The sequence below is a fragment of the Magnetovibrio sp. PR-2 genome (genome assembly GCF_036689815.1).
In the GTDB taxonomy this organism is placed as follows: domain Bacteria; phylum Pseudomonadota; class Alphaproteobacteria; order Rhodospirillales; family Magnetovibrionaceae; genus Magnetovibrio.
This window is the reverse complement of record NZ_JBAHUR010000005.1, coordinates 244,352-260,868: the sequence shown is the minus strand read 5'-3', so window position 1 is coordinate 260,868 and position 16,517 is coordinate 244,352. Positions and strand designations below refer to the sequence as shown.

Annotated in this window: 13 protein-coding genes; 4 read left to right on the top strand and 9 right to left on the bottom strand. The window is 55.2% G+C overall.

Features of this window, described 5'->3' with window-relative positions; translation table 11 throughout:
* Positions 1 to 2 precede the first annotated feature (2 nt).
* On the bottom strand, positions 3 to 2,042 hold the full coding sequence (locus V5T82_RS08035) for an ATP-binding protein (protein WP_332895097.1): 2,040 nt from the start codon (positions 2,040 to 2,042) through the stop codon (positions 3 to 5).
* A gap of 248 nt (positions 2,043 to 2,290) precedes the next feature.
* Between V5T82_RS08035 and V5T82_RS08030 the strand changes: the two genes are divergently transcribed.
* Positions 2,291 to 3,352: an amino acid ABC transporter substrate-binding protein gene (locus V5T82_RS08030; protein ID WP_332895096.1), complete on the top strand. Its 1,062-nt coding sequence runs from the start codon at positions 2,291 to 2,293 to the stop codon at positions 3,350 to 3,352.
* Positions 3,353 to 3,354: 2 nt separating this feature from the next.
* On the opposite strand, the gene V5T82_RS08025 is transcribed toward V5T82_RS08030, so the two are convergent.
* Complete coding sequence (locus tag V5T82_RS08025) at positions 3,355 to 4,557, bottom strand: MFS transporter (protein WP_332895095.1); 1,203 nt, start codon at positions 4,555 to 4,557, stop codon at positions 3,355 to 3,357.
* Between the two features lie 111 nt (positions 4,558 to 4,668).
* On the opposite strand from V5T82_RS08025, the gene V5T82_RS08020 reads away from it, so the two are divergent.
* Positions 4,669 to 5,454, top strand: a complete 786-nt coding sequence (locus V5T82_RS08020; RefSeq protein ID WP_332895094.1) for an AraC family transcriptional regulator — start codon at positions 4,669 to 4,671, stop codon at positions 5,452 to 5,454.
* Between the two features lie 9 nt (positions 5,455 to 5,463).
* On the opposite strand, the gene alaS is transcribed toward V5T82_RS08020, so the two are convergent.
* The gene (alaS, locus tag V5T82_RS08015; RefSeq protein WP_332895093.1) at positions 5,464 to 8,103 is read right to left on the bottom strand and encodes an alanine--tRNA ligase; all 2,640 of its coding nucleotides are present in this window, start codon (positions 8,101 to 8,103) and stop codon (positions 5,464 to 5,466) included.
* Between the two features lie 212 nt (positions 8,104 to 8,315).
* Positions 8,316 to 9,395 carry a recombinase RecA gene (recA, locus tag V5T82_RS08010; RefSeq protein ID WP_332895092.1) on the bottom strand — a complete coding sequence of 360 codons (1,080 nt, stop codon included), beginning with the start codon at positions 9,393 to 9,395 and terminating at the stop codon, positions 8,316 to 8,318.
* A gap of 320 nt (positions 9,396 to 9,715) precedes the next feature.
* Between recA and V5T82_RS08005 the strand changes: the two genes are divergently transcribed.
* Entirely contained in the window at positions 9,716 to 10,582 is an 867-nt protein-coding gene (locus V5T82_RS08005; RefSeq protein ID WP_332895091.1) for an abortive infection family protein, read from the top strand.
* Between the two features lie 2 nt (positions 10,583 to 10,584).
* Here the strand turns inward: V5T82_RS08005 and V5T82_RS08000 are convergent, their stop codons facing one another.
* From V5T82_RS08000 to V5T82_RS07990, 3 genes are all read right to left on the bottom strand, one after another.
* Positions 10,585 to 11,250: a transposase gene (locus V5T82_RS08000; RefSeq protein ID WP_332895090.1), complete on the bottom strand. Its 666-nt coding sequence runs from the start codon at positions 11,248 to 11,250 to the stop codon at positions 10,585 to 10,587.
* A 145-nt stretch (positions 11,251 to 11,395) separates the two neighbouring features.
* Positions 11,396 to 11,956: a hypothetical protein gene (locus V5T82_RS07995; protein ID WP_332895089.1), complete on the bottom strand. Its 561-nt coding sequence runs from the start codon at positions 11,954 to 11,956 to the stop codon at positions 11,396 to 11,398.
* A 1-nt stretch (position 11,957) separates the two neighbouring features.
* On the bottom strand, positions 11,958 to 12,083 hold the full coding sequence (locus tag V5T82_RS07990) for a hypothetical protein (RefSeq protein ID WP_332895088.1): 126 nt from the start codon (positions 12,081 to 12,083) through the stop codon (positions 11,958 to 11,960).
* 44 nt (positions 12,084 to 12,127) lie between these two features.
* On the opposite strand from V5T82_RS07990, the gene V5T82_RS07985 reads away from it, so the two are divergent.
* The gene (locus V5T82_RS07985; protein ID WP_332895087.1) at positions 12,128 to 12,550 is read left to right on the top strand and encodes a YybH family protein; all 423 of its coding nucleotides are present in this window, start codon (positions 12,128 to 12,130) and stop codon (positions 12,548 to 12,550) included.
* Positions 12,551 to 12,556: 6 nt separating this feature from the next.
* Here V5T82_RS07985 and V5T82_RS07980 read toward each other — a convergent pair whose 3' ends face one another.
* Together V5T82_RS07980 and flhB are read right to left on the bottom strand one after the other, a co-directional pair.
* A complete protein-coding gene (locus tag V5T82_RS07980; protein WP_332895086.1) occupies positions 12,557 to 15,448 on the bottom strand; it encodes a PAS domain-containing protein in 2,892 nt (963 codons plus the stop codon).
* Positions 15,423 to 16,514 (bottom strand): flagellar biosynthesis protein FlhB, encoded by a 1,092-nt coding sequence (gene flhB, locus V5T82_RS07975; RefSeq protein WP_332895085.1) that lies wholly within the window; start codon positions 16,512 to 16,514, stop codon positions 15,423 to 15,425. Before flhB ends, V5T82_RS07980 begins: the two co-directional genes overlap by 26 nt.
* Between the last annotated feature and the right edge of the window lie 3 nt (positions 16,515 to 16,517).

Genomic DNA, 16,517 nt, shown 5'->3' with positions numbered 1-16,517 from the left:
TGCTATACTCCCTCAAAACTTGCCAAGTCCACGGGAATGGGGGTGGCTCCCGTTTCGTCGGCAAAAGGCAAATAGATATGAAAAACCGTTCCTTGACCGACCCGACTGTTCACTTTGATTCCGCCGCCATGCATGGTGACGATGCCGCTGGCCATGGACAGGCCTAATCCCGTGCCTTTGCCAAGGCCCTTGGTGGTAAAGAACGGGTCGAAAATGCGTTCCACCAAAGTGCTCGCCATACCGCAACCATTATCGGAAATGGTGATCTTGGCATACCGTTGATAGTGTTCCTCGTAACCCACGTCAAACTCGGCGTCCTGGCCCAAAGACGGCGTCAACGATATCTTGATCTCCCCCTTTCTGCCGCCCAAAGCATCCACAGCATTGGTCGCCATATTCAACAACAATGCCTCCAGTTGTGCGCCATCCCCATAGATGTCGCCGACATCTTCGGCGAAGTCCTCCACCAAAACAATCGAAGACGGTTTGGAGGTTCGAAACAGCTCTAAGGTGGCTTCCAGCATGTTTTGCACATTGATGCGTTCGCGTTTGGGGTCCTCCTGGCGCGAGTACAGCAAGATTCTGTCACTCAACGATTTGCCGCGTTTGCACGCATCAATGGCAATTTGCAAACGCGTTTTCAGCTGTGAATCGCCTTCAGCATCCAGCATCGACAGCTCGCTCAAAATCATAATGGGTTGAAAAATGTTGTTGAACGAATGTGCCATCCCACCGGCGAGGTTGCCCAAAGCTTGGATCTTCTGGGCATGGCGCATTTCGATTTCTTTTTGGCGCACATCTGTAATGTCCAAAAGCGCGCCTTGGTAACCTTCAAAGCCCCCGTCTTCATCAAACACGGCAACACCTGCTGATTGAAGGTATTTATCGCCCCCCTTCGGCGTGCGCAGTTTAAATTCAAAGCGCACAAATGACTGATGAGCACGCATGGCTTCATTCAGTTGTTCCAACTCCCCCGGCGCAGACTCGATATCGTCGGCCTTGAGCCGCTCAAAAATTTCAGCGCCGATGATGTCGGGCGGATGATCCATTGCTTCGAAAAAGTCCGAAGACAGATATTTCAATCGCATTTCACCATCTGCTTCCCAAAACCAGTCCGAGGCCACTTCAAACAAATTGCGCAACCGCCGCTCACTGATCACCAGATTGTCTTTCGTCTGTTTGAGTTGACTGGTGCGTTCCGCAACAAGCTCTTGCAACCGCTCTTCGCGCTGACCGAGTTTTTCAACGAAGGTGCCCAACGCGTCGGCCATATCCGAAATTTCATCTGACCCGCCACGTGGGATTTCTTGTTTGCTATCGCCGTCGGCCACGGAGCGCATGGCGCGCTGAATTTTCACCAGCCGGGTGCTCACGCGTCGGTCTAAGAAAATGGCGACGGCAATGGTCAGGAAAATCGACACCAACGCATACGCGTTGAGCATACGGCTTTCCACGTCAATCTGTTCCAAGGTTTCGTCGATGGCACTTTCAATGTCAACTTTGCGCGATCGGGCCAGCGCGGCCACGGAAAAAGTCAAACGTTCCGCATGATTCCTGTGTAACAACAACAAGCGATCCACTTCTGCTGACAAAGCCGGAACCACAGCCAGGTGATTGTCGCGAACGGCCTCGTTTTTGAGCTCAACGGCACGGGCGAGTTCTGCAAAGCTGTTTTGCAGGGCGTCCTTGTTTTCTTGAATGAAGCTCAGCCGGGCCTCTTCGATTCCCTTTTTCGAGAGGACCTGAAGCTGATCGTCCAACCCGTTAAACTGTTCGGTAATGCGATTGACAAAGGCTTGGCGCGTCCAGCGGTCCCGGGTCAACACAACACCCGAGGCCCCTTTTGAAATGGCTTCTCCCTGCCGTGCGACTTCGTATGCAGCGATTAGGACGGGTACATTTTCATGGGATAGAGCATCCAAGCGCTTTTCATATTGTTTGAGAAGATAGACATCCCAGACACTGGACGCGACACCGATAAACGCGAGAAAGAAGAACGCCAGTAAGACGCGTTGACGAATACTGGAAAAGGATCTCAGCATATCTAGAGTTTTCCTCGCGTCAGCGGCACTTACATCTACCTTTCCCCAGAACAGCCGGGTTGTATAGCTTCGATCGAGCACCCTCTTTGATACTGTAGTTAGTCCAAGGAAGGGCCTCAACATAAAATGCAGAAATATACATCAGTGATTGTATTTTGAGTGTTTTTTGCCTGAAGTCACGACCTTAAGGGTTACCAGGGTTTCCTCAGACCAGTATGATGTGTGCTCATATAAAGAGAGGCTGGCAAATGTCTACACGCACCCCCTGTACCACCACCACTTTTTTGACCAGGTGTTCTGCTTTGCTCTTGCTGATCGGGCTCAGCGCGCCGTTCTCTGCTTTTGGTTCAACACTGTCCAAAATCCAAAACGCCGATCTTCTCACGTGCAGTACCGCCGGCCATGTCACGACGCCACGTGACTATGAAACGCCCGGGACCATTGCCGGGTTTGACCGCGACTATTGTCGCGCGATTGCAGCCGCTGTTCTCAAAGATTCCAGCAAAATCAAGTTTGTGTTTTTGATCCCGCAAAACCGTTTCGAAGCGTTGCAAGAAGGGGCCATTGATGTGTTGGTGCGCTCCACAACATGGACCCTGTCGCGTGACGCCGAGCTGGGCGTTCACTTTGCTGCAACAAACTTTTACGACGGACAAGGCTTCGTCGCGCCAAAGTCGTTGGGCATAAAAAACTTAAAGGAACTCAAATCCAATGGAAAAACCGCGCGGGCCTGCATTGAAAAAAGCACCACCAGCGAAGACAACATTGCCGAGTACATCCGCGACAACGGTCTACCCATAACCCTCAAACGTGTCGCTTCGTTCGAGGAGGTCCGCTACGCGTTTTTAGCCGGCGATTGCGATCTGTTCAGTGCAGATCGTTCGTTCTTGGTTGAATTCCGCCTCAAAGAAACGCCGATCCCCGGCAACTACGTGTTGCTGGAAGACGTCATTTCCAAAGAACCGCTTGGCACCGTTGTCCGCGACGATGATGCCCATTGGTTCAACATTGTGCGCTGGGTGAGCTTTGCCGTCGTGCAAGCAGAAGAGTTGGGCATTACATCCCAAAACGTGGACACTTTACGCACGACAGGAAACTCCGCGCAACGGCGTTTCTTAGGGGCTGTGCCGGGCATGGGCAAACCGTTAGGTTTAGACGACGGCTGGGCTTACCGCGTCATTCAGGCGGTTGGGAACTACGGCGAAATTTTCCACCGCAACTTAGGCAACCAGACCGACTTCAATATGGATCGCGGCTTGAACAAGCTTTGGAACCAAGGCGGGCTGCTCTACGCGCCTCCGTTTCGTTAAATTTATTCGGCAGGTCTGGGTTGACGCAGAGCCGCCAGGACCGTTTCGCGTCCGGCTTCGGGGCGTTCGGGGATCAAGAACGCCAAAACCAAAGACGCACCCGCCATGGCTGCTCCGGCCAAGAACACCAAAGAATGATCGCTGACCCAAATGTGGCCAAAGACCACGGGGATCACAACGGCAGCAATGTGGTTGATGGTGAAGCTCACCCCGGATGTGGAGGCAATGTCTTGCGGATCGGCGATCTTTTGAAAGTATGTTTTTGACGCGAACGACATGGCAAAAAACAAGTGATCCAGCAAATACAAACCCACCGCAATCCACGCATTGTCGACAAAGGCATAGGCCAAGAACACCGCAATCAACCCGGTGTATTCGATAATCAGGATTTTACGCTCACCCAGTTTTTTGATCATGCGCCCGACTTTGGGGGAAAACCACATGGTCATGGCGCTGGTGGCCAAAAACATCAAGCTCATGGCCGCCGCATCGAAGCCGAACTTTTCCACCATCAAGAAGCCCGCAAACACCACAAAGATTTGACGGCGCGCGCCCCACAAAAAGGTGATGGCGTAATACAGCCAATAGCGTTTGCGCAGCACCAAGTGCTTGTGTTGGTCGGCCTTCCCCTTAAAGGTCGGAAACGCCGCCCAGCACCAGACCGTAATGCCAATGGTCAAGCCGCCTCCAATGAGATAGACCCAAACCATGTCCACGGCCAACACATCGATGCCCAGCCAGATCAAGCCAAATGCGATAAGCCCCGCGAATGACCCCGCCGACACCATTCGCCCCATGGCAACGGGGGCTTGGTCTTTGTCGAGCCACTGCAACGCCAACGACTGGCGCAAGGTTTCAAAATAGTGAAACCCAATGGACATGATGATGGTGGTGATATAGAGCCCGTATTCACTGGGGAAAAAACCCGTCAGCGCGGTGCCGAGCCCCAACAACAACAGCGAGATAAAGGCCAATGGCTGTTCACGTAGAACCAACAACAAGAACACCACGCCGAAAGCCAAAAAGCCGGGAATTTCGCGCAGGCTTTGCAAAATGCCGATCTCCACACCCGTAAACGCCGCGCGTTCGATGGTGAAGTTGTTGAGCAACGCCTGCCAAGTGCTAAAACTCAGCGGCAGTGCGACAGACATTAAGATCAACAAAATCTCGGGCCGTTTCCAAACGGGCGTTGCTGGGTTGGACATTCGGGAATCCTCATTGGGCGTTATATGCGCCGTGTTCATTGGAATGAATTGAAAATAACCCAGGAAAGCAGTAGGCTTATACACGTGAATTAGACATTTTATATCGAGATTATGCCAAATCAGCCTGCCATTCCCGGTGTCCTTTTGGACGACCACCGCGTGCCCCGCCCCATTGTGATCCGCCCACAACGGGCCATCGCCCGGGGGACCGAGCGTCCGACCCACCATCACACCCGCGAACAGTTGGTCTATGCCGATAAGGGGGTGATGTCGGTGAAAACCGTCCATGGCACATGGGTGGTGCCGCCCAATCGCGCGGTCTGGGTACCCAGCGGCCTGGACCATGGTGTGCGGCCCATTACGGATTGCCGCATGCTCAATGCCTTTTTTGAACCGGGTGTGGTGGCGAACCTGCCCAAGACCTGTGCCGTGGTGGTCGTGCCGCCGGTGCTGCAAGAACTGTTGCGCCATGCCTCCGATATCGAAGACGAATACGATGAAGGCGGCCCCGACGGGCGCATCATGGACGTGATTATCGATATGGCGCAATCGCTGGAAACCGTACCGTTGCACTTGCCCATGCCCACGGACGAAAGGCTCAAACGCATCGCCGAAGCCATTGTCGCCGAGCCTGCCGACAACCGATCCCAAGCGGACTGGGCCAAGGTATCGGGTGCCAGCGTGCGCACGCTGGCACGCCTGTTCCCGGAACAAACCGGAATGACATTCAGCGCGTGGCGGCAACAAGCACGCCTCATGGCAGCACTTGTTCGCCTAGCCGCTGACGAACCCGTGGTGCGCGTGGCACTGGATCTCGGTTACACCAGCCAAAGCGCGTTCATCGCCATGTTCAAGCGTGCGTTGGGCACGACACCGGGGAAATATTATTCAGATTAACCTGCTGAGTTAGCCTGCAAGTGCCGCTTCGATGGCATCCAGGCCAGCCTGGGCTTTGTCGCCATCGGGTCCACCGGCTTGGGCCATGTCGGGACGGCCGCCGCCGCCTTTGCCGCCCACGGCTGCCGAGCCTGCACGCACCAAATCGACCGCGTTGACTTTGTCGGTCAAGTCTTCGGTCACGCCGACCACCAGGGACACCTTACCGTCGGACACGGAAACCAGCGCCACAACGCCGGATTTGATTTGTGCTTTGATGTCGTCGGCCAAGCTTTTGAGCTCTTTGCCCGGCACGTCTTCCAACAGTGTTGGAGCGAATGTGACGCCGCCGACGTCTTTGGTTTCTTGAGCCCCGCCAGAGCCACCGCCGGACGCCAGCTTTTTGCGCAGATCCGCGATTTCGCGTTCCATCTTCTTGCGATCATCCACAAGCTGTTGAACGCGGGTCGGCACGTCAGCCGGGGAAGACTTCAAGACCTGCGCGGCCGATTGCAGCGCGGCTTCTTGGGATTCCAAGTATTCGACCGCTGCCGCACCTGTGAGCGCTTCAATACGGCGCACCCCGGACGCGACCGCACCTTCGGACACGACTTTCAACAAGCCGATGTCGCCGGTGCGTTGAACGTGGGTGCCGCCGCACAGCTCGACCGAATAGTCTTTGTCGTCTTCGGCACCCATGGACACGACGCGCACTTCGTCGCCGTATTTTTCACCAAACAGCGCCATAGCACCCGCTTCGACGGCTTCTTTTGGAGCCATCAGGCGTGTCACGACTTCGGTGTTGGTGCGCACTTGACCGTTGACGGCCAATTCAATGTTCGAAAGTTCTTCCGTGCTCACCGCTTTGGGGTGGCTCACGTCAAAGCGCAGGCGCTCGGACGACACCATCGAGCCCTTCTGCGTCACGTGATCGCCCAGTTCCGTGCGCATAGCCGCGTGCAGCAAGTGGGTGGCGGAGTGATTTGCACGGATGGCGGCGCGGTTGGTGGCGTCAACGCTCAACGTCACTTCATCGCCGACTTTGAGCGTGCCAACACTGACTTTACCCACGTGCACATGCACGTCGCCCAGTTTCTTTTGCGTATCCGTCACCAAGACCGAAACGCCGTCGCCTTGCAACATGCCGACGTCGCCCATTTGACCACCGCTTTCGCCATAAAACGGCGTTTGGTTGGCGGTCACCATGACTTCGTCACCTTCAGACGCTGCGTCCACGCGCGCGCCGTCTTTGACGATGGCGGTGATTTGGCCTTGGGCTTCTTCAGTTTTGTAGCCTAAGAAATCCGTCGCGCCGACGTTATCGCGAACGTCGAACCAGACCGTATCGGTCGCAGCGTCGCCGGAGCCCGACCAGCTGGCACGGGCAGCAGCTTTTTGCGCTTCCATGGCGGTGTTGAAGCCGTCTTCATCCACCGAAATGTTTTTGGCTTTGAGCGCGTCTTGGGTCAAATCAAGCGGGAAGCCGTAGGTGTCGTACAGTTTAAACGCGGTTTCGCCGTCAAGCTCACCGCCCTCGCCCATGTCACCCGTGGCCTCGTCCAACAGCTTGAGACCGCGATCCAAGGTTTTCTTGAAGCGCGTTTCTTCCAGTTTGAGGGTTTCGGTGATCAGCGCTTCGGCCCGGTTGAGCTCCGGGAACGCTGCCGACATTTTGGCTTGCAGGGCTGGGAACAATTTGTAGATGACCGGATCGTCCGCACCGATCAGATGCGCGTGGCGCATGGCGCGGCGCATGATGCGGCGAAGCACATATCCGCGGCCTTCGTTACTGGGCAGCACGCCGTCGGCGATCAAAAACGCACTGGCGCGCAGGTGGTCGGCGATGACGCGGTGCGACACCCGGTGATCCCCATCCGGATCGGTTCCGGTTTCACCAGCGGACGCTTCGATGAGCGCGCGCATCAAATCAATGTCGTAGTTGTCATGGGTGCCTTGCATGACAGCGGCGATGCGCTCCAACCCCATGCCTGTATCGATGGAGGGTTTGGGCAAGTCGATGCGGGTGTCCGCGTCTTGTTGTTCGTATTGCATGAACACCAAGTTCCAGATCTCCACGAAGCGGTCGCCGTCTTCTTCCGGTGTGCCCGGAGGGCCGCCCCAGATGTGATCGCCGTGATCATAAAAGATTTCCGAACACGGCCCGCATGGACCCGTGTCTCCCATGGACCAGAAGTTGTCGGACGTGGGGATGCGGATGATGCGCTCGTCAGGCAGGCCAGCGACCTTCTTCCAGATGTCGTAGGCTTGGTCATCTGTGTGGTAAACGGTGACCAGCAAGCGGTCTTTGTCCAGACCGTATTCTTTGGTGATCAGTTTCCACGCCATGTCGATGGCGTCGTCCTTGAAATAATCGCCGAACGAGAAGTTGCCGAGCATTTCAAAAAACGTGTGGTGGCGCGCCGTGTGGCCGACGTTTTCCAAGTCGTTGTGCTTACCGCCTGCACGCACACATTTTTGCGAGGTGGTCGCGCGCGAATAATCGCGGCTTTCCATACCCGTGAACACATTTTTGAACTGCACCATGCCCGCATTGACGAACATCAACGTCGGATCGTTGTGGGGCACAAGGGGGCTCGACGGCACGATTTCATGGTCGTTTTTGCCAAAAAAGTCGAGAAAGGCCTTGCGGATGTCGTTTGCGGTTTGCATGGGGCGTAGGTCCGGATGGTTCATCACTGTTTCAGGGGCCGTTTCAGGGGATATTTCCCACGATCAGGCCGAACAGAGCTTTTACTAAGGAAAGCGCCCTCTGTCCACTCTAGAGCCCCTATTTCCCAACGAAAAACGCGGTTCCGGAGGTGTGTGGAAACCTCCAAAACCGCGTCTTTCGCATGGGGATCATGCGGAATGCGTGATAGCCCTTACTCTTCAGCGTCGTCCTTCGCGTCGCTGTCGGGGCCACCGACCAGCATTTCTTCGGCGATCAGGCCTGCGTTGGCGCGGATTTGACGCTCCAGCTCTTCGGCCATTTCGGGGTTTTCGCGCAGGTAGTTCTTGGCGTTTTCCCGCCCCTGGCCGATGCGCACCGAGTTGCATGAGAACCAAGAACCCGATTTTTCAACCAATTCGGCCTTCAGGCCCAGATCCAGCAGCTCGCCCATTTTGGAGATGCCTTCGCCGTACATGATGTCGAATTCGATCATTTTGAACGGCGGCGCCATTTTGTTTTTCACGACTTTGACACGGGTCTGGTTGCCGACCACTTCGTCGCGGTCCTTGATGGCACCGATGCGGCGGATTTCCATGCGCACGGAGCTATAGAACTTCAGCGCGTTGCCGCCGGTGGTGGTTTCGGGGTTGCCGAACATCACACCGATTTTCATGCGGATTTGGTTGATGAAGATCACGAGCGTGTTGGAGCGCGCCACCGATGCTGTGAGTTTGCGCAAAGCTTGGCTCATCAAGCGGGCTTGCAGGCCGACGTGATGGTCGCCCATTTCACCTTCGAGTTCTGCACGTGGCACCAGAGCAGCAACCGAGTCCACCACCAAAACGTCCACGGCACCGGAGCGCACCAGCGTGTCGGTGATTTCCAGCGCTTGCTCACCACCGTCCGGCTGTGAAATCAGCAGCTCGTCAATGTTCACACCCAATTTTTTGGCGTAGGCCGGGTCAAGCGCGTGTTCCGCGTCCACAAAGGCGCAGGTTCCACCCGTCTTCTGGGCTTCGGCGACGACGTGCAGCGCCAGCGTGGTTTTGCCCGAGCTTTCCGGTCCATAAATTTCAACGATGCGGCCCTTGGGCAGGCCACCGATGCCGAGCCCGATGTCCACACCAATCGATCCGGTGGAAATGGCCTCGGCCTCGACGGTTTCGCGTTGGCCCAGTTTCATCACCGAGCCCTTGCCAAAAGCGCGCTCAATCTGTGAGACGGCGGCTTCCAGCGCTTTGTTTTTATCCACGGAGTCTTTCTCCACTAAGCGTAAAGCTGATTGCGACATGATCCCCTAGCTCCAATCTTTCATAGCGTGACAAGATGTTCAATGAAGCCAGGATGTACCTATTTTGTTCTTATTGTCAAAATAAATTTTAATTCATTGATTTAATTGATTAATTTAACATGAGTTCACAAAGTGTTCTCACAATTTTTGATAAAATTAAAACATGCAACAGCATACACACATTGCCAGATTCCGAGACAGAATCGCACGAAACATCGTATGCACAATACTACCAGAGACATAGTTGTTCCTTGTCCTGAAGGAATGTACTTTAAATTGATACTGAAAAAGAAAACTCCCTCATTGAGGCAAACAATCCCATGAAGATTCCCCCCTCTCTTATTGGTACCGTAGCTCGTATTGTGTCATCTGAATACACACATGACCAAATAGACATGTTGTTTTTATCGGCTGGTTTTCCAGAAGATGTTCCTACTGGAAGTAAGCCCACTAAAGTTATGCAGTGGTTAAGGGACGCTAATTCATTAAACACCAAACCAATTGATAACTTAGGTCAAGCAATTGCAGAGTTTATGGATCAACCTATTCCATCAGACGACTCCCTAAACAGCACCTCTTGGGGTTACCAGGTCAACAATGAGCGATGGGATGAAGTTAAATCCCACCAGAACGATTTGATCAAAGCCTTCTCGCAAGAAGGCCTGCAATACCGTCGCGGTGGGTTAATTATTCGTGGCGGTGTCACTGGTGCCAGCCTGTCTCTTGAAGAACGCCTTCAAGAAAGACCCATTGAGACCGTCAAAGAAGAATATGATCGTGCGGTTGCAAGCATTGAGCTACAACCGAGACAAGCTGTAGATGCCGCATGTGCAATTTTGGAAAGCATATGCAAATTCTATCTAACTAGAACTGGCGATGACCTGCCGAAAGAGCAAAGCATTATGCCCTTATGGAATGCGACTGCAAAATCGCTAGGGCTTGACCCATCTCAAATGGAAGATAATGATCTCAAAAAAATTCTATCGGGTCTCTACAACATTGCTGGTGGTATAGGAGCATTTAGGACCCACGCAGGCGGCGCGCATGGTCGCACAGAACCTCAAGAAGGTCAGAAGAGGTATAAAGTTACACCAAGGCACGCACGCTTAGCTGTCCACGCAGCGCACACTTTGTCGCTGTTTGTCCTTGAAACGTGGGAAGAAAGAGAAGCCTCCACCCTGGGCTAACCTCACCCCTTCTTCGGCTTCCTCCCCCGCTTTTGCGGGCGCAGGGTACGGCCGAGCTGGGCTTCGACTTTGTCCAAGAACTTGTCGCTGCCGAGCGGGCGCCCGGTAGAAAGGTGGCTTTCCAGGGCTTTCGCCATGTCCGCATCATCCTTGCCTTTGATCACGTCACCCCAGCCGCCTTTGGCTTTTTTGAGCATGGGTGCCACGGTGACCAGGGCGTCGTCTTTGCCGTTCAAGTGTGCCTTGGCGCTGGACCATTTGTAGGTGCGCGCGGTTTTGGCGGCACCTGTGGCCTGCGGGCGGCGTTCCACGTAGGCGCAGGCGGGCAGCGTGTGGGCAGTGTCCAGCGGATAAGACTGAAAGCGTCCATGCCACAGATACCCGGCCCAATTTTCGCGGGTGTTGACGGTGCGGGCATAGCGCCGGTGCGCTTCGCCGATGGCGCGCGCCAAGCCGTTCGCGGTTTTGGGGACCACAACCAATTGCACTTGGTTGGGCATCAAGGCATAGGCCAAGACCTTGACCTTGTGCTTTGCGCACCATTCGCTCATCAGTTCGATATAGAGCTTGTAGTCGTCATCACTCATAAAGACCTGTTCGTCGTTTACGCCGCGTTGAATGATGTGGTGTGGTGCCCCGGGGACCACCACGCGTGCCAATCGAGCCATAATATTTCCCTCTGCCCAGAAACTTGACCTCTAGAGTAGCGAACATGTCCCTGTATGTCTATGTGTCCCTGGTTAGTATGATTTATATAGAGACAAAAAAAGCGGAGCAACTGCCCCGCTTTTTTAGAGATTTGCGAAGCTTAGCTTACACTGGGCCGTCCAATTCGCGCACCGCACCGTTGGATTTAGCAGCAGCTGCGACGACGTCCAGGATGTCGCCTTTGGCTTTCACTTCAGCGCGAGCATCAGCCACGGTTTCGACTTTTTCTTCCGGGCTTTGGCCTTTGAGATCGGATTTGTCCAGATAGACCAAGTCCAAAAGCTCGTTCCACACCAAACCTTGGGTCATGGGAATAACGGAAAAGGTGACCGAGCCCACTTCAACCTGCATAGGGGCGTCGATGTTGAAGACGTAGACCACGGCGGTCATGTCATCGGCGAAATCGCTGCTGAATTTTTCCACCAGATCGCCCAACAACGCGATGTCGACCAAGTAACCGGCCATGAAGGAAATCTTGCCGCCGTCAATGAACAGCACGGCTTGCTCCAGAACTTTTTTCGGCGGGTTGCGGGTTTGTGAGCTTTCATGCATGTCGCCCAGCTCAATCACCAAATCGCCGCGAAACGCTTCCTTGCCGGAGCTCGGCTCGCCTAACACGTTGGTAAGGCTGAATAATTCGTTTTCTTTATAGGTTTCCAGTAACATCTCAATCCTCGCTGATGATTGTCGCACAGGCGACAAAAATGAATATCTGCGCGGTCGTTGCAAAACCGGGGCCAAAAGCCCTGTTTTGAGTGTGGGCTTTGTCTTTTTTCTCAATACCGTCCGGCACAAAGCCTGTCTTTGTGCGTCATAGAGAAGAAAGGGGCGCGCGCCGTGAGCAAGCAAGATATCAAAGCCGTGCTGGACACAGCCGGGGCCGCGTTGAACCGGGGCGATATTGACGGGGTGATTGCGTGCTTCACCGACGATGCGGTGCTGATGGTCCATGAGGGCCAACCCGTAAAGGGCAAGGCCGACATTCGCACGACGCTGGAGCTCATCGCCGCGTACTTCAATCACACCCTACAGGTCAGCCAAACCGACCTGAAGGTCTTGGTGGAAAGCAACATGGCCTTGGCCACCACACTCACCACCGTCAACGCCACCATGGCCGACGGCAGCCCCCATAGCGAACAGCGGCTATCGACCTACATTTTTAAGCTGCAAAAAGAGGGGCCAAATACAGGAAAGTGGCTCTGTTCCATCGACAATTCCTACGGCACCCCCCTGCCGTGCCAACCTGAATTACCGTGGTAAGGCGGATTATTCGGCCAACACGGATTTGACCTTTGCTGCTAAGTCTTTGAGCGAGAAGGGTTTGGGCAGAAACGCGAAGCCTGCGTTTTCATCAATCCCACCGGGGATCACGTTTTCGGCAAAGCCGGAGATCAAGATCACCTTCATATCCGGAATTTCTTGGCGCACGAACTGCACCAAGGTGTGGCCGTCCATACCGGGCATGACCACGTCGGTGACGATCAGATCGATCTCTTCTTCGGTTCCGTTGATGACTTCCAAGGCTTCTTCGCCGTTTTCGGCTTCCAGCACGGTGTAGCCCTTGTTGCGCAGGGCGCGGGCACCAAACATGCGCACAGCGTCTTCGTCTTCGACCAGCAAAATGGTGCCGTCGCCGGTCAAATCCGCTTCGTCGCCGCTGTCGCGCTCGGACATAAGGCCCGGTTGTTCAGCAGGCTCCGGCGTTTGGGGCTCAGGGTCTTGGGTCTGGGGATCTGGGGTCTGGGGATCGGCGTCAACCACCTGCGGTGTGCCGCGGCTTTCGTCAAAACGGGGCAGACACACGGTAAACGCAGCCCCCTCACCCGGCGCACTGTCGACAAAAATATGCCCGCCCGTCTGGTGCACGATGCCATAAACCGTGGACAGGCCCAGGCCTGTGCCCTCGCCCACCTCTTTGGTGGAAAAGAACGGCTCAAAAATGCGCCCAAGGTCTTCTTTACGGATGCCTTCGCCCGTATCGATCACGTCAATGGTCACATATTCGCCTGCCGGAACGTGCTCAAGACCGCGCTGGGTCGGTTCCTCAAACACAAGGTTCGACGTGCGGATGGTCAGCGTCCCACCGCCCGGCATGGCGTCGCGCGCGTTCACGGCTAAGTTCAAAATGACCTGATCAAACTGGGTTGGGTCCACACGAATGGGCCACAGATCGCGCGAATGTTCGATGTTGAGCTCAATGGTCGGCCCGATCAAACGGCTCATGACTTCGGAGAGGTCGGACAACTTCTCTTTCGCCTCGATCACCTGGGGTTCCAAGGTTTGCTTGCGCGAAAACGCCAACAATTGGCGCACCAACGATGTTGCACGCACCGCGTTTTGGCGGATTTGGTTGATGTCGTTAAACGACGGATCTTCCGGACCATGGCGGGTCAGCAGTAAATCCGAGAACCCAATCATCGCGGTGAGCAAGTTGTTGAAGTCATGCGCGATGCCCCCTGCCAACTGGCCGATGGACTGCATTTTTTGCGATTGCGCGAACTGGACTTCCAAATGCTTTTGTTCGGTGGTGTCGATGAAGTGCAAAAGCAGTCCTGTGACCTCGCCAAAGGCGTCTTCCATGCGCGAAGCAAACAAGGACGCCGTCACTTCGCGTCCACCGGGGGCCGGCATCCGGACTTCGATATGTGCGGCGCGCAAGATGCCCATCACGACTTTGGACAGCTGCCCCCCCACGTCGCCCCGGTCTTCGCGGGTCAAGCGGTCGGTCAGCGGTCTGCCCTGCACGTCGTCTTTGTGCAAGCCCAACATTTTTAAGAACGCCCCGTTGCAGTCGGTGATGTTGGCCTTCATGTCCAACATGGCGATGGCGACGGGGGCTTCGTCGAACAGCCAGTAGAGACGTCGGGCAATATCGGAAATGTCTTCGTCTGCACCCGGATGCGCGACCACAGCCGTTTCCGGCGGCGGTTGCTTGCGCACCAAATCACGCACCACAATGGAGCGCGTATAGAGCAGATCGCCGTCATCATTAATGCGCCCCGATTGCAGCAAGAACGCTTTGAACGTTTCCCCACGGTGCAGCGGCTTCAACGTGACTTGGCCATTGTCGCCGTCGTCATCTTCACTGTCGTTGGGGACCAATTCCGTGACGAATTCAGCAAAGCCCAAATTTTTGTCGCGAATTTGGCTTAAGCTCACACCCAGCCACGAACACAGTGTGTCGTTGGCGTAGACCATCCGCCCCGTACCATCGACCGAGAAAAAGCCTACGGGCAAATTGTCCAGCAAGTCCGCCAGCAAGGCTTCCTCGGTCGAACGCACCTGGTCCAATTCCCGGCGCGCCGTGACATCGCGCGCCGACCACGCCACAATGCCGCTGCCAGGCTTACCGGTGGGCTTGGCGCTGAAACTCAGCCAGATGATCCCGCCGCCTTGCATCAAGGGCAGCTCTGCGCGGTCCTTGGCGCCGCCGCTCGCCGCGCTCAACATGCGCCGGATCACAGTTGGGCTTTCACTGTCTTGTTCGGAAAAGCGAATGGCGTTGGGAACCTCTGCGATGGCACTGGGATGAAACAGGGCGCGCATGGCTTCATTGGCGTACAGAACCCGCCCTTTGTCATCGCTCAACATCAACGGATCACCGGTTTCGCCTGCGGCCATATAGACCAAGCGTTCTTCTTCATCCGTGCGGGTACGACGCCCAATGGACCACGCCGTCAACACGGCCAGCGCCCCGCTGAGCGTCAATGCCGTCGTGCTCAGCAGCCCAGAACCACCCGGCAAAACCCCTGCCCCCAAAGCCCAAGTCGCAGCCCCTGCCAACGCGGCAGGCACGGCGAACCACGCCGGGTTCGGGCCGCGTGACGGACGGAAACTATCCGATTTGATTTTTGCGCCGTCGCTGGGGCCTAACTCTTCCTTCAATGGCCCGCCGCGCGTCAGGTACGGTGGCGGTTTTTGCCCCTTGTCTGCAGCCGTCGGCGGTGGAGGTAAATCTAACTCTGGCTCGCGTTCGCCAAGCCCCACGTCCGGTACTAAAGCAGGCTTTGGTTCAGGTTCGGGCGATGTCTTGTGCTCTGGCTGGGGCAGCTCAGAATTGGCGGCCATGTGCGCGCGCAAGTCTTCCATGGTGGGCAGATCATCCAATCCACCCGCTTTCACGGTTGCCTCGTCAGTTGATGGTTTGTCCGCCGCCACCTGGTCCATTTCCTTTCAAGCCCATAACGTAACCGATAACTTCGGCTACGGCTTGGTAGTGTTCTACAGGAATCTCTTCGTCAATTTCCACCGCCGCATAGAGCGCGCGGGCCAGTGGTGGGTTTTCGACGATGGGCACGTCATGTTCTTCGGCCACTTCCCTGATCCTAAATGCCAGAGAATCCACACCTTTTGCAACCAACTTCGGCGCGCCCATGGCATCCATCTTGTATTCCAGGGCTACAGCATAGTGCGTCGGGTTGGTAACCACCACATCTGCATTGGGGATATTGGACATCATCCGTTGTTGGGCGCGTTCCATCCTAAGCTTGCGAATCCGCGCTTTAATTTGCGGGTCGCCCTCGGTGTCTTTGTGTTCGTCCTTAATCTCTTGGCGGCTCATTTTCATCGATTTGGTGAATTCGAATTTTTGATAGGCAAAATCGATCACCGAGACGACGAACATGACAAACAAAGCGCCTGCGGAAATGCTTAACGAAACGACATATATGCGGTCCAAAATAAGCAGCAAGTCCATGTCCGGCATCAACGTGACATCGGTCATCCACGGAACGGCCATAAAAAATGAGATGGTGCCAATAACGGTGAGCTTAAACAGGCCTTTTAAAAATTCGACAAGCGAACGTGCGGAAAACATCCGCTTTACGCCCTTCATCACCGAGATGTTGCTGACCTGCGGCATCAATTTCGACGGCGCCACCAAGAACCCCGTTTGCGCCACGCTGGCAACAATCGCCAAGACGATCAAGGTCGCAAAAGCAGGTGCGACGGTGATGCCCATTTCGATCAAGATCTCGGCCATGAAGCCGGAAATCATCCCAAGGGAGACGTTGACGTCTTCCACATGCGACAAAATGCCTTGGTTAAAGATCAGCGTGCGTTCCATCATCCAAGGTGCCATCAGAGCAAGCATCGCCGCACTGCCCAGCAACACACCCCAGTTCTTTACTTCTTGAGAGACCCCGACTTGTCCCTTATCGCGTGCTTTCGATAGTTTTCGGTCTGTCGGGTCTTCTGTCTTTTGTGAGTCGTCTTCGTCCGCCATGGC

Coding starts and splice junctions, on each gene's coding strand:
- V5T82_RS08035 (WP_332895097.1), bottom strand. CDS start 2,042: ATGCTGAGATCCTTTTCCAGTATTCGTCAACGCGTCTTACTGGCGTTC.
- V5T82_RS08030 (WP_332895096.1), top strand. CDS start 2,291: ATGTCTACACGCACCCCCTGTACCACCACCACTTTTTTGACCAGGTGT.
- V5T82_RS08025 (WP_332895095.1), bottom strand. CDS start 4,557: ATGTCCAACCCAGCAACGCCCGTTTGGAAACGGCCCGAGATTTTGTTG.
- V5T82_RS08020 (WP_332895094.1), top strand. CDS start 4,669: ATGCCAAATCAGCCTGCCATTCCCGGTGTCCTTTTGGACGACCACCGC.
- alaS (WP_332895093.1), bottom strand. CDS start 8,103: ATGCAAACCGCAAACGACATCCGCAAGGCCTTTCTCGACTTTTTTGGC.
- recA (WP_332895092.1), bottom strand. CDS start 9,395: ATGTCGCAATCAGCTTTACGCTTAGTGGAGAAAGACTCCGTGGATAAA.
- V5T82_RS08005 (WP_332895091.1), top strand. CDS start 9,716: ATGAAGATTCCCCCCTCTCTTATTGGTACCGTAGCTCGTATTGTGTCA.
- V5T82_RS08000 (WP_332895090.1), bottom strand. CDS start 11,250: ATGGCTCGATTGGCACGCGTGGTGGTCCCCGGGGCACCACACCACATC.
- V5T82_RS07995 (WP_332895089.1), bottom strand. CDS start 11,956: ATGTTACTGGAAACCTATAAAGAAAACGAATTATTCAGCCTTACCAAC.
- flhB (WP_332895085.1), bottom strand. CDS start 16,514: ATGGCGGACGAAGACGACTCACAAAAGACAGAAGACCCGACAGACCGA.